The sequence below is a fragment of the Bifidobacterium choloepi genome (assembly GCF_010667615.1).
Classification (GTDB): Bacteria; Actinomycetota; Actinomycetes; order Actinomycetales; family Bifidobacteriaceae; genus Bifidobacterium; species Bifidobacterium choloepi.
In genome coordinates, this window is record NZ_VYSG01000001.1 from 1 (window position 1) to 20,515 (window position 20,515).

Genomic DNA, 20,515 nt, shown 5'->3' on the forward strand with positions numbered 1-20,515 from the left:
TTCGGGGCTATGGCGCAGCTGGTAGCGCATCTCCATGGCATGGAGAGGGTCAGGAGTTCGAATCTCCTTAGCTCCACCGGGAATTTCGCCGGATTGCTTCTCACGGCGGTCCGCGAAGTTCCTCCTACAATTCAATTCGGGGCTATGGCGCAGCTGGTAGCGCATCTCCATGGCATGGAGAGGGTCAGGAGTTCGAATCTCCTTAGCTCCACTTCAATGAAAACCGGTTCCGCGCGAACCGGTTTTTTCGTATCCGGCGCACATGTCGGATAACGGCCCGCGACTTCCTCTCGCAGGGAACATCCGGACGCCGCGATTCACGTAGACTGGAGGACACCGGGTCGCCTCGACGAAACGGGCCGCCCACCGATCGAAGGGAATCGCGACATGGCAATGCTTACCGACGACATGAAGACGTTTATCAAGGACAATCTCGGATGGATCGCGACGGTCAGTCCCGACGGCCAGCTCGACCTCGGCCCGAAGATGTCGCTGTTCGTCCTCGACGACGACCACCTGGCCTACCACGAGCGCACCGGCGGCCAGCACTACCGCAACCTCGAGGCCGGCAGCCCGCTCGTCATCGCGTTCGCGAACCCGGCCGAGAAGAAGGGCTACCGGTTCCGCGGCAACGTCTCGCTGCACAGCGACGACGCGATCTACGACCAGCAGGTCCTCCTCGCCGAACAGAACGGCACGAAGATCCCGGCCGTCGTCCCGGTCCTCGAGATCACCGAGGTCGACGACCTGTCCGCCGGCGCGAAGGCCGGCACGAAGATCGCCTGACCGGCGCCGCCCCTCCGTTTTCATCGCCATCCCCGTCGCGTCGCGACGGGGATTTTTCTTCGCCATGCCGGCCGGTTGTCGGTGGCGAAGTCCGGTACCGGTGGGTACAATGTCCCCTTGGTTCACACCGGGCCAATGCCCCGGCTGTTCTATCCCGCGCCGAATCGTCGCCGGGACGGACGGGGCGGCCGCAAGAATGAAGAGTAGTCGGACGAGAGGCGGGTGAACAGTCATGCTGCGCATGTTCAGCACCATCAACGGTCAGGTAGAACAGATCAGTCAACCGGAAAGCGGCTGCTGGTTGTCGCTCGCGGATCCCACCGACGTCGAGCTCGCCACCGTCGCCTCGCAGACCGGCATCGACCTCGCCGACCTGCGCGCGCCGCTCGACGACGAGGAACGCTCCCGCGTCGATGTCGAGGAAGACTACACGATGATCATCGTCGACATCCCGACCGTCGAGCAGCGCTCCGGCCGCGACTGGTACGAGACCATCCCGCTGTCGATCATCCTCACGCAGACAATGATCATCACCGTCTGCATGCAGGACACTCCGGTGCTCCACCCGTTCATGGAGGGCACCATCCGCGGGTTCAACACGTTCATGCGTTCCCGCTTCATCCTGCAGATCCTGTACCGCAACGCGACGATGTACCTGCGCTACCTGCGCATCATCGACCGCGAGACCGACAAGCTCGAACTGCGCCTGCGCCACGCCATGCAGAACAAGGAAATCCTGATGCTCCTCGAACTGAGCAAGACACTCGTCTACTTCACGACGTCGCTCAAGTCAAACGAGATCGTCATGGAAAAACTGACGACATTGCAGCGCATCAAGCAGTATCCGGAAGACGAGGACCTGCTCGAGGACGTCATCACCGAGAACAAGCAGGCCATCGAGATGGCCAACATCTACAGCAACGTCCTCGCGAACATGACCGACGCGTTCGCCTCGATCGTCTCGAACAACCTGAGCAACGTCATGCGCATCTTCACGATCATCTCGATCACGCTGTCCATCCCGACGCTGATCTTCTCGATGTACGGCATGAACTTCAACGACGGCATGTACGGCATGCCGCTGACCAACTCGCACTGGGGGTTCCTCATCATCATCGTCGTCGCCCTCGTCCTGTCCGCGCTCGTGACCTGGTTCCTCACCCGTTCGCGCCTGTTCAAGTGACATCCGCCGGCCACCGGCCCCGCGTCCCCGTCAAGGAGTGTCCATGATCCCATTCCCACAGTCCCGACCCGTCCGTCGCCTGCTGGCCGCCGGCGCGGCCTGCGCCGTCGCCGTCGCGCTCGCCGGCTGCGGCACGTCGATCTCGGTAACGACGAAGGGACAGGCCGAGGGGCCGGTGCTCGCCGTCGGCGTCTCCGAGGACGCGCCGGGCATGGGCTGGGTGCACAACGCCACCTACCAGGGCTTCGAGGTGACGGTCGCCGAATACGTCGGCAAGGTCCTCGGCTATTCGGAAAAGCAGATCGAATACACGTCGGTCACGCCGGCCACGCTGCCGGGCCTCGTCGCCGACGGCACCGTCGAGCTGGCCGTCGCCGCCTATCCGGTCACCGACGCCACGTCGGAGAACGTCACGTTCGCCGGACCCTACCTGTCCGTCCAGGATGACCTGCTCGTCAGGAACGATTCAGGCGACCAAGTCGCCTCGCTCGACGACATGGACGGCAGGACGGCCTGCGCCGTCGACGGCTCCGTGTCCGGCGACCTGCTCAGGGCCGAGGTGCCCGGCGTGACGATCGAGACCGAGTCGACGTACGCCAAGTGCGTCTCGGCGCTGCTGACCGGCATGGCCGACGCCGTCGTCGCCGGCGCGCCGATCGTCTACGGCCTGGCCGAACAGGCCGGCGCCGACTACGCGAAGGTGCTCGAGAAACCGTTCGGCGTCGAGAACTACGGCATCGCCGTCAAGAAGGGCCGCACCGAGCTCGCCGACCAGGTCGACACGGCGCTCAAGTCGATGATCGACGACGGTTCCTGGCAGGCCGCCGTCGACGAGATGACGGCGTTCACCGGCTACGTGCCGGATTCGAAGCTCGACCCTCCGCAGGTGAGCGCCGGCGACGCGACCGCCACCGCGGACGCGTCCTCCGGCGACTAGTCCGCCGGTTCGTCCGTCGCGGACGCCGGCTCGCCCGGCGAAAACCGGCGCCGATGCCCCCGTGTCCTACATCGTGAACGCCATGCCCCAGCAGGGGCGGGAGTGTCCAGTTCGGCCATAATAATCGTGTCCCATGAGTGACACTGAGAGGAGCGCGACGGCGCAGGCCAACGAGCCCGCCGAGCCGACATACCGCTACAATGCGGCGATGGCCCAGCGCATTGAGGAAAAATGGCAGAAGACCTGGGACGAGGAAGGCACCTTCTGGGCCGCCAACGTCGACGGTCCGCTGACCGACGGCAAGGGCCGCCATGCCGACGGCCGCAAGTCCTACTTCGCGATGGACATGTTCCCGTACCCGTCCGGCAAGGGCCTGCACGTCGGCCACCCGCTCGGCTATCTGGCCACCGACGTCGTCTCCCGCTACCACCGCATGAAGGGCGAGAACGTCCTGCACGCGATGGGCTACGACGCGTTCGGCCTGCCGGCCGAGCAGTACGCCGTGCAGACCGGCCAGCATCCGCGCGTCACCACCGAGCAGAACATCGCGAACATGCGCCGCCAGCTGCACCGCATGGGCCTGAGCTTCGACGACCGCCGTTCGTTCGCGACGATCGAACCCGAATACGTGCGCTGGACCCAGTGGATCTTCTCGCGCATCTACGACGCCTGGTACGACGAGACCAGGGAAAACCCGAGCGGCTCGATGGGCTGCGCGCGCCCGATTTCCGAACTCGTCGAGCAGTTCCGCACCGGCGAGCGCGCCATTCCGGGCCACGACGGCCAGGCATGGGATTCGCTGACCGGGGCCGAGCAGGCCGACGTGCTCAACGACTTCCGCCTCGCCTACATCTCCAAGTCGCCGGTCAACTGGTGCCCGGGCCTGGGCACGGTGCTGGCCAACGAGGAGGTCACGGCCGAGGGCAAGTCCGAACGCGGCAACTTCCCGGTGTTCCAGCGCGAGCTGCGCCAGTGGTCGATGCGCATCACGCAGTACGGCCACCGCCTGATCGAGGACCTCGCCGACATCGACTGGCCGGAAAAGGTCAAGCTGATGCAGCGCAACTGGATCGGCGAATCGCACGGCGCCTCCGTCCACTTCCGCGTCGTCACGCCCGATGACGGCGACCAGGACATGGAAATCTACACAACGCGTCCGGACACGCTGTTCGGCACGACATTCGCCGTCGTCTCCCCGGAGCATCCGCTGCTCGCCTTCGTGCCCGACCAGTGGGAAGAAGGCGTGCCGGAGTCCTGGAAGGGCGGCTACGCGTCGCCGAGGGAAGCCGTCGCCGCCTATCGCCGCGAAGCCGAGTCGAAGACGGCGCAGGATCGCGTCGACGAGGGCCGCGAGAAGACCGGCCTGTTCACCGGCCTGTACGCGATCAACCCGATCACCGGCGCGAAGCTGCCGCTGTTCACGGCCGACTACGTCCTCATGGACTACGGCACCGGCGCGATCATGGCCGTGCCGGGCGGTGACCAGCGCGACTACGACTTCGCCGTCAAGTTCGGCCTGCCGGTCATCTACACCGTCGGTCCGCTTCCTTCGTCCGGAGAGTCGATCGCCGACTACGAGGGCGTCGGCCCGTTCACGTCGCACGACGGCGTCGTCATCAACTCGACGACCGACTGCACTGAGGCGCGTGGCGACGCGCTGTCACTCGACGGCCTGTCCGTCGACGACGCCATCGTCAGGGTGAACCTGTGGCTGGAGGAGGCCGGCGTCGGCGAGGGCACGACGAGCTACCGCCTGCGCGATTGGCTGTTCTCCCGCCAGCGCTACTGGGGCGAACCGTTCCCGATCGTCTACGGCGAGGATGGCGTGCCGCACCTGCTGCCCGACGACCAGCTGCCCGTCTACCTGCCGGACGTGCCGGACTATTCTCCGAAGACGTTCGACCCGGAGGACGCCGAGTCCAACCCGGAGGCGCCGCTGAGCCGCAACGAGGACTGGGTGAAGGTCACGCTCGACCTCGGCGACGGCCCGAAGACGTACTACCGCGACACGAACACGATGCCGAACTGGGCCGGTTCCTGCTGGTACTACATGCGCTACCTGGACCCGCACGACGGCGAGCACATGGTGGAGAAGGACGAGTACGACTACTGGATGGGTCCCGAGGGCGACAAGGCCCTCGGCAAGTCCGGCGGCGTGGACCTGTACATCGGCGGCGTCGAGCACGCCGTGCTGCACCTGCTGTACTCGCGCTTCTGGCACAAGGTCCTGTTCGACCTCGGCTACGTGGATTCGTCGGAGCCGTTCCACAAGCTGTTCAACCAGGGCATGATCCAGGCGTACGCCTACACCGACGACCGCGGCCAGTACGTGCCGGCCGACGAAGTCATCGAGAGCCCGGACCCGGTGACCGGCGAGCCGGTGTTCACGTGGCAGGGCCAGAAGGTCAACCGCGAGTTCGGCAAGATGGGCAAGAGCCTGAAGAACATTGTCACGCCGGACTACATGTACGAGAACTATGGCGCGGACACGTTCCGCCTGTACGAGATGAGCATGGGCCCGCTCGACGAGTCCCGCCCGTGGAACACCCGCAACGTCGTTGGCGGCATGCGCTTCCTGCAGCGCCTGTGGCGCAACGTCGTCGACGAGACCACCGGCGAGGTCACCGTGTCCGACGAGCCGCTCGACGACAAGACGCTCAAGCTGCTCAACAACACGATCGCCGACGTGACCGTCGAGATGGAGGCCATGCGTCCGAACACGGCCATCGCCAAGCTCATCGTGCTCAACAACCACCTGACCGGCTATGATCGCGTGCCGCGCGCCGCGATCGAACCGCTGATCCTGATGATCTCGCCGATCGCCCCGCATGTCTGCGAGGAACTGTGGAGCAAGCTCGGCCATGACGAGTCGCTGGCCCACCACGCCTGGCCGGTCGCCGACGAACGCTACGTCGGCCAGGACACCGTCACCGCCGTCGTCCAGATCAAGGGCAAGGTGCGCGCCAAGCTCGAGGTCAGCCCCGACATCGACCCGGCCGAACTCGAGAAGATGGCCCTCGAGGCCGTGGCCGCCCGCCTGGGCGGCAAGGAGCCGCGCAAGGTCATCGTCAAGGCGCCGAAGATCGTCTCGATCGTTCCCGCCGAGTGACATTTCGGCGGTCTGGAACCCAGGCTGTCAGGGCATGTCGCGATTCCGCGATTCGATCGCGGAATCGCGACATGCCCTTTTTCATTGGCCGCTCCAGTGCAGGCGGCGCAGCTGGCGTCGCGTTTCCCGCCACCACAGGCGTGCGCGCACGGCGGGGGAGAGGAACAGCCGCTGTCCCGGCACCGACGGGTCGGGATGGACGGCGAGCGTCCACAGGCGTCGCAGGCACAGCGCCGTCGTGGCGGCGGTCACCTCGGCGAGCGCCATGACGACGCCGCCGGCCACGCCCGTCATCCACGGCACCGTCACGACGGTTTCCGACGCGACGAGCGAGGCGGTCATCTCGATGACGCGCGTGCCGTATGACGAGATCCGGGCGAACAGGACGCCGGCGTCCGGCAACCACCAGCCGACGAACAGCGACAGCAGGCCGGCGAGCGTCGCGACGTCGACGACGGGAGCAACCATCAGGTTCGCCGCCGTCGACCAGACCGGAAAATCCGCCGTCATCATCACCTGGATCGGCAACGTGAACAATTGCGCCGACACGGTCGGCGCCAACGCGCCGGCCAGCAGTCGCGGCACGAACGCCGACAGCCACGATTCCAGCGGCGAGGCGAGCACGGTGATGCCCAGCACCGCCATGCACGACAGCGCGAACGCATAGTCGCGCGCATGCCACGGCATCGCCAGCAACATGCCGGTCGCCGTCCACGACAGCAGCACCACGCCCTGGCGACGCCGCCCCGTCCACGTAAACCCGCATCCCAGCATCCCCATGGCCAGCGCGCGACTCACCGACGCCGACGGCACCAGCACGGCCGCCAGCACCGGCATCGCCGCGGCCGTCAGCACCGCTCGCCACCGGCGCGACAGCAGCAACCAGCGGCACAGCAGGCCGACAAGCGACGCCAGCAACGCGAAATGACCGCCCGAGACGGCCATCAGGTGCATGATGCCCGCATCCCGGCACTGGTCCTGCAGCATCTGCGCGTACGAATCGTCCACCGCCACCGCCCGGTCGCCGCCGGCCAGCGCATCCTGGCCCAGCACGCCCAGCGTCAGGCCCGGCACCAGCACGCGCCCCTGCTGGTCCAGCGACGCCACCGACCGGTACAGCGCCGCCTGCATCGTCTCGACGGCGCGCCAGACAGGCGCCGGCTCCGCCAGCACTGTCACCGGCGACGATTCGTCCACGAGCAGCCACACTGCGGCCGTCCCGTACGGCGCCGCGACCACCGTCGCCGACACTTCCAGCGCCGCCCCTCGACGAAGACCCGCGCAATCGCCGGCCAGCTGGACCAGCACCCGCGCATGCGACGACAGCGCCGTCGCCGACGTGCCGGCCGCCGTCCGCACCGCCAGCGCCGTCGCCTCCGCATAGCAGTCATACCCGTAGCGCGACGACACCCGCGGCACCGAATCCACCCGCACGTCCACCGTGCCGTGCGACACCGCCGCCCCGACCATGCCCACCACGGGATCCGCCGCCGACAACGCCTCCTGTCCCACCGTCGCCACGCCGCCCGCCAGCGCCGCCGCCACCGCCAGGCAGGCCGCCGACCGCCATCCCGGCATGCGACATGAGACAACACGCCGCCTCGACCGCCCGTCGCGTCGAATGCCGCGCCGGCCGCCGCGCCACCGCCGCGCCAGTATCGCCACGGCCGCCACCGCCACGCACGCACAGGCCATCCACGCCGCCGTCGCCAGTACCCGCGTGCCGAACAGCGCATGCGACGCCAGGCACGCCGACCACGTCGCCACCGCCGGCGCCAGCATCCTCCAGTCGCGACTGCCGCGCTCGCGGTCCGCCCACGCCGTCATCGCCTCACCCCGCCGACCGGACCGTCACGTACGGACGGATCTTCTCGAGCGTCTTCGTGCCGATGCCGGAAATGTTGACCAGCTCGTCGACCGACGCGAACTGGCCCACCGTGTTGCGATATTCGAGGATCTTCGCGCTCGTCGCCGGTCCGATGCCCGAAATCGTCTCCAGCTGCGCCGCCGTCGCCGTGTTGAGATCGATCAGGCCGTCGTCCTGCGCCGAACCGGACGAATCGTTCCCCGCCTCGCCGGCCACCGAAGCATCCCCGTCCGGTTCCGCGACCGACCCCGAAGCCGATTCCGCAGTCGACTGCGCCGACGGGGAAGGAGAAGACGCCGGCGACGACGTCGACGGGGAAGCGGACACCGACGCCGAACCGGACGACACCGTCGCCGACGTCGCCACCGCCTCGAAATTCACGGCCTGCCGCACCAGCAGCGTCAACGACGCCGCCAACGCGAACACCAGCACCAGCATCGCCGCCACCGCATGCGCCGGCGACACCAGCACCCGCGGTCCGCCGTCCTCCCTGCGCGACGGAGCATCCGCCGCATCGCCGCCATCGCCATGCCGCACGCCCGTCAGCGCCGCCAGCGACGAAACCGGCCGCGACGAACCGGCCGCAACCGGCCGGGCCGCCGCCCGCGAGCCGTCCGCCGGCGGCCGCGGAGGATCCAGCAGCCCGTCATCCCATGCACCATCGCCATCAACCATCCAGCCACTATCCAACAGCCCGGCCGCAACCGCCAAGACCGCCACGGCACTGTGGACGACCCGGCCGTTTTCCACCGCCCCGCCGCCGGCACATTTCCATTCGCCCGCCCCCGCGCATAAGATACCAAAGCAGACACCACCCGCCCCGACCGCGAAAGGAACCCGCCATGGCCAGCCGACCCGTCACGCCATGCACCATCGTCGCCGGAGGAGACCCCTACCTCAACCACCACGCCGTCCTCGACCTGCGCCACCAGGCCGAACAACGCCGCCCCGACCGCGAAACCATCGAACTCGACGCCACCGAAGCCACCCAATACGACTTCGACCAGGCCGTCAGCCCCTCCCTGCTGTCCGACGCCGCCATCGTCGTCATCGACAACTACCAGAACGCCACCGACGAACTCGCCGACGCCATCGCCGCATGGCTCAAGACCGCCGCCGACGAACCCGACCCCTCCACCGTCATCGTCTCCCACGCCGCAGGCCCCAAGGGCAAGCGCAACCTCGACCGGCTCGTCAGGGCCGGCGCCGCCAGGCAGGACATCCCCGACCTCAAGAAACCCGCCGCCAAGCTCCAATACGTCCGCCAGCAATTCGAACGCCGCCACCGCGCCGTCACCCCCGCCGCCGCCCAGCAACTCGTCGGCGTCCTCGGCACCAGCATCGGCGAACTCACCGCCATGATCGGCCAGCTGTGCGACGACTTCGACGACAACCCCGTCGACCTCGACCGCGTCAACCAATACCTCGACGCCAACCCCCAGGTCACCGGCTTCGAAATAGCCGACACCGCGCTCGCCGGCGACACCGGCCACGCCATCGTGCTGCTGCGCTCCGCGCTCGAACAGGGCGCCGAACCGATCGCGCTCGTCGGCGCGCTCGCCGCCAAGCTGCGCACGATGGCCAAGGCCGCCGCGCTACAATCCGGCGAGGCCAGCCCCGCCGACATCCACGACAACCCGTGGGCGCTGAAGAACGCGCGCCGCCAGCTGGGCGGATGGACGAGCGCCGGCATGGGGCGCTGCCTGTGCCTGCTGGCATGGGCCGACGAACAATGCAAGACCAACGGCGCCGACCCGGCCTACGCGCTCGAGCAGTGCGTCGAGGCGATCGCCGCGAAGGGCGCCGCGCGCTGACGGCGCCTCCGGCACCGGCGACGACGACCGCGACCGGCAGCCACCATTCGAACAGAAAGCAGGAACACCATGGAACAGACGACGCTCGAGATTCCCACCGGCGACGACATGCGCGACCTCGGCCGCCGCGTCGCCTCGCTCGTCAGGGGAGGCGACGTGCTGCTGCTGTCCGGACCGCTCGGCGCCGGCAAGACGACGTTCGCGCAGGGATTCGGCGCCGGCCTGGGCATCGACGGCCCGATCGTCTCGCCGACGTTCACGATCGCCCGCGAACTCGACGGCCGCTTCGCCGACGGCACGCCGGCCCACCTCGTCCACGTCGACGCCTACCGGCTCGGCGGCATCGACTACGAACCGGGCCAGGACAGCATCGGCCGGCTGCTCGACGAACTCGAGTCGCTCGGCCTCGACGAGGAACTCGAGGATCCCGGCGCCTCGACCGTCGTCCTGATGGAATGGGGCGAGCAGATGGCCGCCGCGCTCGCGCAGGAACGGCTGGAAATCCGCATCGAACGTCCCGTCGGCCCGGACGGCGGCGACGTCGCCGGCGCGGAGCTGACCGGCGACGGCACGCGGATCGTCACGCTGACGCCGATCGGACGCCGCTGGGAAAGTATGCCGGTGGCTAGATTCGCCGACTGACGCCTCCGGGCGGCCACACAATAGGAACAGCATTCGCCGGCGGCCATGTCCGGCCGCCACCGCGGCCCGCGCCGGCCAGGGTTGGAAGGAACAAGACACATGCAAACGCTCGTCATCGATACGTCGTTCGGCTCCACCGTCGGCTTCGTCGGCCACGATCCCGTCCTCGAGGACGATTCGCGCGGCCACGTCGAGAACCTGCAGGTCGACATCGACCGCGCGGCGCAGGCCAGCGCCATCGCCCCGTCCGACATCACCCGCATCGTCGTCGGCATCGGCCCGGCACCGTTCACCGGCCTGCGCGCCGGCCTCGTCGCCGCGAAGGCCATCGCCGCCGCCAGCGGCGCCGAACTGCTCGGCGAGGACATCCTCACGCCGCAGGCCGCCATGATGAAGGCCGCCCACGCCGGCGACGAACGCCTGGCCGGCGTCGACTTCCTCGCCGACGTGCCCGTCGCCCGCGACGGCGACAACGTCCACTACGTCACGCTCGCCGTCAACGACGCGCGCCGCAAGCAGCTCTACTTCACGCTGATCGCCGACCTGTACGAGCAGGAAGGCTCGGACACGATCCTCGTCGACATGGACATCGACTATCCGGACAACATCGCCGTGCGCGTCAACAAGGCCGTCGCCGACTACATGCAGGCCCATCCGGGCCTCGACGTCGTCGTCGACGTCGCCGGCCACGGCGCCGGCAAGTACGCCGACGCGTGGAAGGCGCTCGACCATCCGGGTTCCGTCGTCGACCATTCGCTGCTCGACTGCGGCCGCGCCGGCCTCGGCATGTTCGCCGCCGTCGCCGAACGCGATCCCGACGCGCACATGCAGCCCGAAAGCCTCGAACCGCTCTACCTGCGCCGCCCCGACGTGTCCGTGCCCAAGCCGCTCAAGCCGGTCACCGCGCCGGCCTCCTCCGACAACGGGCAGGCCAGGTGAGCGACATCGAACTCGTCGACCTCGCCGACATCGACCGCGACGTCGCCGTGCGCCGGCTCGCCGCCCTCGAATCCGACCTGTTCGGCAGGGGAGCATGGAGCGAGAACGCCGTGCGGCAGGAACTGGACGCCCCGGCCCGCACCTACCTGCTCGCCGTCGACCGCGGTGACGACGACGGAGCCGCGGACGGCAACAGTGCCGTGGACGGCGACATGATCGTCGGCTACGCCGGCTTCTGGTACGACGGCGACGACGCCGAACTCATGACGATCGGCGTGGCCCGGGACCGGCAGCGCCGGGGCATCGCGTCCCGGCTGCTCGACGCGCTGCTCGACGACGCCCGGCGCCGGGGCGCCGCCCGCATGCTGCTCGAGGTGCGCGTCGACAACGATCCGGCCATCGGCCTGTACCGGTCGCGCGGATTCGAACGGCTGGGCCTGCGGAAACGCTACTACCAGCCCGAGGGCATCGATGCGTATACGATGAGTGTGGAACTTCGCCCGCGGACAGTGGGCTTTACCGGCAGCACCGCGGAATAATCCGCGCACGGGACGGGTAGCCGCACGGCAGGGAGCCGGCGGCACGATGGAAAGACACGAGGCATGAGCGAACCGATTGTACTGGGCATTGAATCCACCTGCGACGAGACGGCGGCCGCCGTCGTCCAGGGACGCAACCTGCTGGGCAACGTGGTGGCGTCGTCGATGGACGAGCACGCCCGCTACGGCGGAGTCATCCCCGAGATCGCCTCGCGCGCCCACGCCGAGGCGTTCATGCCCGTCGTCAACCAGGCGCTGGCCGACGCCGGCCTGGAACTCGGCGACGTCGACGCGATCGCCGTGTCCGCGGGCCCCGGCCTGGCCGGCTGCCTCGCCGTCGGCGTGTCCGGTGCCAAGGCACTGGCATGGGCCGCGAACAAGCCGCTGTACGGCATCAACCACGTCATCGGCCACATCGCCGTCACGCAGCTGCAGTTCGGCCCGTTCCCCGAGGACACGCTCGCGCTGATCGTCTCCGGCGGCCACACGTCGCTGCTGCACGTCCAGGACGTCGCCCGCCACGTCGACGTCGTCGGCACGACGCTCGACGACGCCGCCGGCGAATGCTTCGACAAGGTCGCCCGGCTGCTCGGCTTCCCGTACCCCGGCGGCCCGCACATCGACCGTCACGCGCAACTCGGCGACCCGCACGCCATCCGCGTGCCGCAGGGCCTGACCCAGGGCAACGCCGGTCGCCAGCATCCCTACGACTTCAGCTTCTCCGGCGTCAAGACGGCCGTCGCCCGCTGGGTGGAACAGCAGCAGGCGCAGGGCCGCCCCGTTCCCGTCGACGACGTGTGCGCGTCGCTGGCCGACTCGGTCGCCTCGGTGCTCGCCCGCAAGGCAATGGCCGGCTGCGAGCAGTTCGGCTCGAAGACGCTGATCGTCGGCGGCGGTTTCTCCGCCAACTCGCAACTGCGCGCCAAGCTGCTCGAGGCCGGCGCCGAACACGGCGTCGACGTGCGCATTCCGCAGCTCAAGCTGTGCACCGACAACGGCGCGATGGTCGCGATGCTCGGCGTCAACCTCGTCGAGGCCGGCGTGGCCCCGTCGTCGCCGAACTTCCCGATCGACTCGGCAATGCCGATGGACAGGATCGTCATGGACTGACGGCCTGCCGGAACTTTCGCCGGCACGGCACGACACGCCGCGACTTGCCCGAAGTGGCGTTCCGGCGTATATTTTCATCTCGTTGCGCGGAGCAATCCGAGCAATGCCAACATTCCTGCGTAGCTCAGTTGGCAGAGCATCCGACTGTTAATCGGACGGTCGCTGGTTCAAGCCCAGCCGCAGGAGCTCAAGGAAGAAGTGTTCAGAACCGTTGACGAAAGTCAACGGTTTTTTGATATCCGGGGCCGTGTCGGCGGTAATGCCGAGCGGCGGGGGAGATGGTGCCGGATTGGAAGCGGCGCCGATTGCGGCGTCGCTCAGTCGAAGTCGATGTGCAACAGGTCCGGATACATCTGCGTGTAGGCGCGCGAAGCGGAGTCGACGTCATGGTCGAAGCGGACGGCGTCGCGCAGCCGGGAATCGTCGCCCGACACGTCGCCGTCGGCCGTGTCGTCCCAGCCGGAGGCGACCTGTCCGGCGGCAAGCCGGCCGACAAACCGGTCGAGATAGTAGCGGCGTTCCTGCCGCATCAGGCGCACGAGCATGTCCGGCGCCTGCGGAAACGCGTCGAGGGCGCGCAGGTAGTCGGCACCGTAGTCGGCGCGGAACAGCGGGGGAACGGTACCCAGGCGCAGGCACTCCTTGAACAGCAGCAGCCGGCCGACGCGGCCGTTGCCGTCCGACAACGGATGGATCTTCTCGAACATCCAGTGCGCGAGAGCGAGGGATGGCGAATCGGGCGTCATCGCGGCACAGGCCGCGAAGAACCGGTCCATCAGCGCAGGCACGTCCTCGGGACGCGCCGTGTGGATCGTCGCGCCGTCGATGCGCCGAATCTCGTTGCCGCGACGCTTGTAGCCGCCGACGTTCATCCAGTCGCGCCACTGGTCGGCCGTGCCGTTCATCAGGATCGAATGCAGGTCGGTGACCATCTTGCGGTCGACGGGATCGTCGACGCGGGTCAGCAGGTAGTCGACAGCGCGGAAGTGATTGGATACGGTGAGCATGTCGTCGAGGATGAATCGTTCGCCTTCGGCTCCCGCCAGCGACAGGCCGCCTTCGTAGAGCTGCGCGGTCTGCTCGAGCGACAGGGACGATCCCTCCATGTGATTCGAATGGAACGAGAACAGGACCTGCGTCCAGTACAGCAGTGAATGCCTCACGTGGCCGTCGCGTTCGCGCCGCAGCCTGTCCGCCAGTCGTTCGCCGCCGTGTGTGTCGACTCCGCCCATCGCCATGCTCCCAACCGTCGCGGCCGCCGCGCAGTGGCGACGTCCTGCCTGTCCGGCGCCCCGTCGCGCCGGTGCGTCCCAGTCTACCAAACGTCGTCGTGTCCGCCACTGTCGAGGCCGTACCGTGCGACGATCCATGCGCCACAACGCTTCCGTGCCCCCGTTGCGACACGCCGCGACTTGCCCGAAATGGGGTTGCGGCGTATATTTTCATCTCGTTGCGCGGAGCAATCCAAGCAATGCCAACATTCCTGCGTAGCTCAGTTGGCAGAGCATCCGACTGTTAATCGGACGGTCGCTGGTTCAAGCCCAGCCGCAGGAGCTTTCAGAGGAATCCCCGTCATGGCGACGGGGATTTTTCGTATCCGGGTCCATGACGGCATCACGGCATGCGTTTCTCCGACAGTGAGAAGCGGACGGGGGAGATCCGTCCGCGAATTAGGATGCTGTCCAGTACTTGATGTCGAACGGGATGCCGTAGCGTGACGGTCCCCGGCACCACGGTGCACGGCAGGAACCAGCGGAAGGACATCCGATGACATTGAGCTCGGCGGAATTCAAGGCCCTCAGGGAATCGATGGGGCTGACGACGAAGTGGCTGTCGAAACGTTGGGGCGTTGCCGAATACACGGTCCAGCGGTGGGAATCGAAACGCGTCGTGTCCGAACGCTACGGCGACGACCTGCTGGGACTCAAGCGCGAATTCGACCGGGAAGTGTGGGCGAAGGCGTCGCAGGACGTCGACGTCATCCACGTGCCGCGTGCCGAGCAGAACCGCGAACCCGCCGCGATGCCGGCCTCCTACGAACGCGCCGTCGCCGAACGTGTCTTCGAGCTCGCCGGCACGCCGATCGTCTACGACGACGAGGACGAGGCCGCCTGATCCCGCTGTTATTCCAGGCCCTTCTTGCCGACAATGCCGGCAAGGAGGGCTTTCTGGTTCTGGTGGCATGCCGGGCGGGGGAGGCCACGGTGGAAACCGGCGCATTCGTCCACCGGAGGTCCGCCGGGTTGGTCCGGCGGGGGAGACGGGAGCATCGTGGACGTGTCCGGGATACCCGGCCGGGCGGCGTCGCGGACGCGCAACGGAGCGCGTGCGCAGGGTCGCCGGAATGCCCATCAAACCCGAAAGGATCGTCACGATGCGACTTGCAGACATCGCCAGGAGGACGCTGGCGACTTTGACGGCGACGGTGACTGTCGCGGCAGGACTGGCCGCGGGCGTCATGCCGGCCACGGCGACCACGAACCCGTATCCCGACACGATGTACTTCACGACGGGATTCCGCAACATGAACCTCGTCGGCACTGGCGGCTCCCCGCATGTCAGCTACGGGTTCACCGCCTCGTCGGACGGCAGCGTCATGCTCGACTGGGACGACAACGTCGCCTACTGCCTCGACGCGGACCTCGACGCTCCGGGCGACTACGGCGCAACCTGGGTCGACGGGAATTCGTCGCGCGAACAGGTCAACGCGACCCCGACCTACGTCAGGTACGCGCTGACGGCCGATTCGCCGCTGACCGGCGCGGTCGGCTGGATCGCCGCGAACGGGTATCCGACCGTCAGCCGCGTCTACGACTACGACATGGACACCGGCGACGCCAGGGCCATCACGCAGATCGCCCTGTGGCTGCAGGCCGGCGACGTCGTCGCCCGTGACGGCGTCCTGTACTTCGCGTCCACCGGCGCCGTGTACGGCGACTCGACGCACCTGTCGTCCGTCGCGTTCTATCCGCACGGCACCGTGCACGACTCGTCCAATCCGGACACGATGACGATGCTCGAGCTCGCGCAGCGTCTCGCCGCCGACGGCGAAGCCAACAAGACGCAGACGACGTACCGGGCATGGGCGTACACGGCGACGTCCGGCACCTACCAGCGGATGCTGTACGTCACGTCGAGCCGCGACATCGCCCTGGCCAAGCATTCCGCCGACACCGCCTACACGGACGGCAACGACGCCTATTCGATGGAAGGCGCCGAATACACCGTGTACGCCGACGACGCCCTGGACATGCCGGTCGGCACGCTCGTCACCGACGCGGCCGGCATGTCCACGACGACACTGACCCTGCCGCCGGGCGACTACTACGTGAAGGAAACGAAGGCGCCCGCCAGCGGATACCTGCTCAACGACAGCGTCATGACGATCGGCGTGACGGCCGGCGCCGGCATCCAGACATTCGACTTGGACGGCGACCAGGCCGAACACGCGCTCGCGGACACGGGCACGATCCGTGTCCAGAAGGCGCTGGCCAGCCAGTCGGCGGCCGGAGAGACGCATGCGGGCATCACGTCGCTCGCCGGCGTCCGGTTCCGTCTCGACTGGTATCCGACCGTGGCGGCCACCGCAGCGGACCTGGCCGGGCTGACGCCGGCCGCGTCCGCCGTGTGGGAAACCGACGCGGACGGCGTCGTCGACTATGCCGCCGCCGATCCCGTCGAGGGTTCCTGGCCGTTCACGGACGAATCGGGCAACCGTGTCCTGCCGCTCGGCACCGTCGAGGTCACCGAGACCGATGCGCCCGACTGGGCCGTCGTCGCCGGATCCGGCAATCAGGGCAGCCTGTTCACGCTGACCGACGCCGGCGACCACGTCACCGTCGTCAAGACCACGCTGGACGCGTGGCATGACGACGCCACCGTCACCGGAGATCCGGCCACGACCGTCGTCTTCCCGGACGACGAGGCACGCGGCTCCGTTCGCGTCGTCAAGACCGACGACGACACGAAGACGTCGACGCCGCAGGGCGACGCGACACTCGACGGCGTCGAATACGAAATCGTCAACGACAACGCCCGGCACGCCACCGTGAACGGTGTCGACTACGAGCCCGGCGCCGTCGTCGCCACGATCGTCACCGGTCTCGTCGACGGCGAATACGTTGCCGCCACCGAGGCGCGCGCATTGCCGTACGGCTCCTACCTGATCCGCGAATCGTCGTCGTCGACCGGTTACCATCTCGCCGGCTTCGAGGAATCGTTCACGATCGCCCGCGACGGCCAGGAAGTCATGTTTACCGTCACGCAGCACGGCGTGACCGTCACCGGCGGCACCGTCGCCGGCTATGGCGCGAACACGAACGACGTGCAGCGTGGCGGCATCCAGCTCGTCAAGACCGACCGCGAAACCGGCCTGCCCGTCGCGCTCGGCGCGGCCACGCTGGACGGCACCGTCTTCGAGATCGTCAACCGCAGCGCCGGCAGCGTCGTCGTCAACGGCGTCGACTACGAACCCGGCGACATCGTCACGACGATCGCCGCCGCCTGGCAATCCCTGCTGGACGAAGACGGACAGGACACCGGCCAGACGGGCTACGTCGCCCGCACCGCCATCGACGAACTGCCCTACGGCACCTACGAAGTCCGCGAAGCCGCCGCGTCCGACGGCTACCTGCGCGACGCCGACTCGCGAGCATGGTCGCGCACGTTCACCGTCGGCCACGACGGCGGAGACGCCACCACCGGCACCTATCCGGCCAACGCCGCCCCCAACCGGTACGCCACGCTCGCCGACACGGACGCCGGCACGCTGCCCGCCAACCAGGTCCAGCGCGTCGACTTCCACTTCGCCAAGAAAGACGGCGAAACAATGGACCCCATGGGCAACATCGCCTGGCTCCTCACGTCGAACACCACCGGCGAAACCCACGTCCTCGTCACCGACACCAACGGCGAAATCCACACCAAGAGCTGCGAAGCCGTCTTCAACGACAACGGCACCTCCACCACCGGCTGCCGGGTCCGCACCGACAACACCAACGCCAACGACCCCGACGCCATCAACACCAACGGCGCCGTCGCCATCGTCGACGGCGAATACGTCGTCGTCGACGCCGACAGGCTCGACCCGACCGCCGGCACCTGGTTCACCGGCATCGGCCCCGACACCGCCAACGCCACCGTCCAATGGACATCCGCCACCACCTACGACGTGACCGACGCCAACGGCACCGTCCACGCCGCCGCCGTCGACAACCTGCTGCGCGCCCTGCCATACGACGACTACACCCTCACCGAACTCGCCACGCCCGGCGCCAACGACGGCCGACGCATGGTCGTCACCACGCTCGTCGCACGCGAATACACGAAGAACGCCGACGGCACCGTCAACCACGACGCCAACGGCATCGACCTCGACTACGGCACCATCGACAACGACCGCCTCGGCATCGCCACCCGCCTCGCCTACTACGGCAACGGCGCCGACCCCTTCGACGACGACGGCAACCCCGGCGACAAGACCGCACCCGCCACCGGCACCGTCAAGCTCGTCGATGTCGTCGACTACTACGGCATCCCCGCCGGCCAGTACACGCTCTCCGGCGAACTCCACATCATCGACAACGGCACCCCCGACCCCAACCCCGTCGCCACCGCCGCCACCACCATCACCGTCAAGTCGACCAACAGCGCCCAGGCGAAACTGTCCCTCGTCATCGACGACGCCACCGCGCTCGCCGGCCACACCGTCGTCTGCTACGAAACCCTGACCGACGCCAACGGCACCATCGTCGCCCAACACCACGACCCCGACGACACCGACCAGCAAGTCGCGTTCCCCGCCATCGCCACCACCGCCACCGGCGACATCGACGACGAAGCCAACGCCACCGCCAGCAGCATCGCCATCGTCGACACCGTCGAATACGCCAACCTCCAGGCCGGCAAGACCTACACCCTCACCGGCACCCTCCACCAACGTGCCGACGACAACACCGACCAGGGACCAGTCACCGACATCGACGGCAACGAAGTCACCACCACCGTCACCTTCGTCCCCGCCGCCACCGACGGCACCATCGACATCGGCTTCCAATTCACCCCCGACCCAGACCTCGCCGGCCACACCGTCGTCGCCTACGAAACCCTGACCAAAAACAACACCGTCTACGCCATCCACGCCAACATCGCCGACGACAACCAGGACATCCACTTCCCGGACATCCACACCGTCGCCACCGACCTGTTCGACGACGACAAGCAAATGGGCGCAGGCACCACCACCCTCAACGACACCGTCTCCTACGCCAACCTCGTCCCCGGACACGAATACACCATCACCGCCACACTCCACATCCGCGCCGACAACGGAGACGACAACGGCCCCGTCACCGACACCGACGGCAACCCGATCACCATCCAGACCACCTTCACCCCCGACCAGGAGAACGGAACCATCACCATCGAAATCCCATTCGACTCAACCCCATACGCCGGCACCACCATCGTCGCCTACGAAACCCTGACCAGGAACAACACCGTCCTCGCCATCCACGCCAACATCGCCGACGACAACCAGGCCGTCACCATCGCCAACATCCACACCACCCTGACAGGAACACGCAACACCCACGACATCCAACCAGACACCACCGGCACCGACCACGCCACCATCACCCTCATCGACACCGTCGAATACCACCACCTCGCACCCAACACCACCTACCGCCTCGACGGCACCCTCCACGTCCGCGACGCCACCGGCCACGACCAGGGCACACTCACAGACACCGACGGCAACGCCATCACCGCCTCGACAACATTCGTCCCCAACACCACCGACGGCACCCAGGAAGTCACCTTCCAATTCACCATGCCCGCCAACACACTCGCCGACACCGTCCTCGTCGCCTACGAAACCCTGACCTCCAACCCCGACACCACCACCCAACAAACCGTCGCCACCCACGCCGACATCACCGACAACAACCAGACAGTCACCATCACCACAACACCCACGGAGCAACCAGCCGACCAGGAACCAGCCACCACCACACCCACAACCACCACAACAACCACCCAAACCAGCCAAACCCTCGCCAACACCGGCAACAACATCACCACCATCCTCGCCACCATGGCAATACTCACCGCCATCGCCGCCGCGCTCGCAAGCCAACGCGCCACCCACCGGAAAAAACCGGCCCATTCCCGGCAAAGCGTAAGCTCGGCCCCATGAGCGAACACACCCTCAACCGCCACGCCCTCGCAATCCTCGACGCCGAACCAACCGCCGAACGCATCGACCACTACCGCAAGCCGTTCATGGTGCTATGGGCCGCCGTCCAGGAAGCATCCGCCGAAATCATGGACGAATACGGCCTAAGCCAGGACCTCGCCCAGCTATGGGTAGCCGAACAACTCCGGCAAGTCACCGACTCCCTCGTCGACCGCCTCGCCGAAAAAGCCCTCCAGCACGGCGCAAGCAAATCCAACGTGGCACGGGCCGCCGGCGCATCGCCCGCCAACGCCACCCGACGATTCCCACGCCTCAAGGAAAACCACCCCGCGGGACGCACGCTCATCGACGACGTACTCGACGAACTCGAATGACACACGCCACCGCGCAC

The 20,515-nt window shown here is 67.6% G+C and carries 15 protein-coding genes and 4 tRNA genes; 16 read left to right on the plus strand and 3 right to left on the minus strand.

What is annotated here, in order from left to right:
- Positions 1–3: 3 nt before the first annotated feature.
- The 6 genes from F6S87_RS00005 (at position 4) to leuS (ending at position 6,015) form a co-directional block, all read left to right on the plus strand.
- A tRNA-Ala gene (locus F6S87_RS00005) sits at positions 4–76 on the plus strand.
- 62 nt (positions 77–138) lie between these two features.
- Positions 139–211 (plus strand) — tRNA-Ala (locus F6S87_RS00010).
- A 176-nt stretch (positions 212–387) separates the two neighbouring features.
- Positions 388–786 carry a pyridoxamine 5'-phosphate oxidase family protein gene (locus tag F6S87_RS00015; protein ID WP_163226652.1) on the plus strand — a complete coding sequence of 133 codons (399 nt, stop codon included), beginning with the start codon at positions 388–390 and terminating at the stop codon, positions 784–786.
- Positions 787–1,018: 232 nt separating this feature from the next.
- Positions 1,019–1,969 carry a magnesium transporter CorA family protein gene (locus F6S87_RS00020; RefSeq protein ID WP_163226653.1) on the plus strand — a complete coding sequence of 317 codons (951 nt, stop codon included), beginning with the start codon at positions 1,019–1,021 and terminating at the stop codon, positions 1,967–1,969.
- Between the two features lie 43 nt (positions 1,970–2,012).
- Positions 2,013–2,906, plus strand: coding sequence for a transporter substrate-binding domain-containing protein (locus F6S87_RS00025; RefSeq protein WP_163226654.1), 894 nt, complete (start codon positions 2,013–2,015; stop codon positions 2,904–2,906).
- Between the two features lie 133 nt (positions 2,907–3,039).
- A complete protein-coding gene (gene leuS / locus F6S87_RS00030; protein WP_163226655.1) occupies positions 3,040–6,015 on the plus strand; it encodes a leucine--tRNA ligase in 2,976 nt (991 codons plus the stop codon).
- 81 nt (positions 6,016–6,096) lie between these two features.
- On the opposite strand, the gene F6S87_RS08810 is transcribed toward leuS, so the two are convergent.
- Together F6S87_RS08810 and F6S87_RS00040 are read right to left on the minus strand one after the other, a co-directional pair.
- Positions 6,097–7,485, minus strand: coding sequence for a ComEC/Rec2 family competence protein (locus tag F6S87_RS08810; RefSeq protein ID WP_163226656.1), 1,389 nt, complete (start codon positions 7,483–7,485; stop codon positions 6,097–6,099).
- Between the two features lie 361 nt (positions 7,486–7,846).
- Positions 7,847–8,557, minus strand: a complete 711-nt coding sequence (locus F6S87_RS00040) for a ComEA family DNA-binding protein (protein ID WP_163226657.1) — start codon at positions 8,555–8,557, stop codon at positions 7,847–7,849.
- Between the two features lie 167 nt (positions 8,558–8,724).
- On the opposite strand from F6S87_RS00040, the gene holA reads away from it, so the two are divergent.
- The 6 genes from holA to F6S87_RS00070 all read left to right on the plus strand — a co-directional run bounded on the left by holA (position 8,725) and on the right by F6S87_RS00070 (position 13,112).
- Positions 8,725–9,696 carry a DNA polymerase III subunit delta gene (gene holA / locus F6S87_RS00045; protein WP_163226658.1) on the plus strand — a complete coding sequence of 324 codons (972 nt, stop codon included), beginning with the start codon at positions 8,725–8,727 and terminating at the stop codon, positions 9,694–9,696.
- A 69-nt stretch (positions 9,697–9,765) separates the two neighbouring features.
- Complete coding sequence (gene tsaE, locus F6S87_RS00050) at positions 9,766–10,338, plus strand: tRNA (adenosine(37)-N6)-threonylcarbamoyltransferase complex ATPase subunit type 1 TsaE (protein WP_163226659.1); 573 nt, start codon at positions 9,766–9,768, stop codon at positions 10,336–10,338.
- Between the two features lie 99 nt (positions 10,339–10,437).
- Positions 10,438–11,277, plus strand: coding sequence for a tRNA (adenosine(37)-N6)-threonylcarbamoyltransferase complex dimerization subunit type 1 TsaB (gene tsaB / locus F6S87_RS00055; protein WP_163226660.1), 840 nt, complete (start codon positions 10,438–10,440; stop codon positions 11,275–11,277).
- Positions 11,274–11,816: a ribosomal protein S18-alanine N-acetyltransferase gene (rimI, locus tag F6S87_RS00060; RefSeq protein WP_331270737.1), complete on the plus strand. Its 543-nt coding sequence runs from the start codon at positions 11,274–11,276 to the stop codon at positions 11,814–11,816. Before tsaB ends, rimI begins: the two co-directional genes overlap by 4 nt.
- Before the next feature lie 63 nt (positions 11,817–11,879).
- Positions 11,880–12,926 carry a tRNA (adenosine(37)-N6)-threonylcarbamoyltransferase complex transferase subunit TsaD gene (gene tsaD, locus F6S87_RS00065; RefSeq protein ID WP_163226661.1) on the plus strand — a complete coding sequence of 349 codons (1,047 nt, stop codon included), beginning with the start codon at positions 11,880–11,882 and terminating at the stop codon, positions 12,924–12,926.
- Positions 12,927–13,039: 113 nt separating this feature from the next.
- Positions 13,040–13,112 (plus strand) — tRNA-Asn (locus F6S87_RS00070).
- A 131-nt stretch (positions 13,113–13,243) separates the two neighbouring features.
- Here the strand turns inward: F6S87_RS00070 and F6S87_RS00075 are convergent.
- Complete coding sequence (locus F6S87_RS00075) at positions 13,244–14,158, minus strand: Fic family protein (protein ID WP_163226662.1); 915 nt, start codon at positions 14,156–14,158, stop codon at positions 13,244–13,246.
- Between the two features lie 249 nt (positions 14,159–14,407).
- On the opposite strand from F6S87_RS00075, the gene F6S87_RS00080 reads away from it, so the two are divergent.
- The 4 genes from F6S87_RS00080 to F6S87_RS00095 all read left to right on the plus strand — a co-directional run bounded on the left by F6S87_RS00080 (position 14,408) and on the right by F6S87_RS00095 (position 20,498).
- Positions 14,408–14,480, plus strand: a tRNA-Asn gene (locus F6S87_RS00080).
- A gap of 213 nt (positions 14,481–14,693) precedes the next feature.
- A complete protein-coding gene (locus tag F6S87_RS00085; protein WP_163226663.1) occupies positions 14,694–15,041 on the plus strand; it encodes a helix-turn-helix domain-containing protein in 348 nt (115 codons plus the stop codon).
- A 259-nt stretch (positions 15,042–15,300) separates the two neighbouring features.
- A complete protein-coding gene (locus F6S87_RS00090; RefSeq protein WP_163226664.1) occupies positions 15,301–20,124 on the plus strand; it encodes a VaFE repeat-containing surface-anchored protein in 4,824 nt (1,607 codons plus the stop codon).
- The gene (locus tag F6S87_RS00095; protein ID WP_163226665.1) at positions 20,121–20,498 is read left to right on the plus strand and encodes a transcriptional regulator; all 378 of its coding nucleotides are present in this window, start codon (positions 20,121–20,123) and stop codon (positions 20,496–20,498) included. The genes F6S87_RS00090 and F6S87_RS00095 overlap by 4 nt, the downstream gene beginning before the upstream one ends.
- The last annotated feature ends 17 nt before the right edge of the window (positions 20,499–20,515 follow it).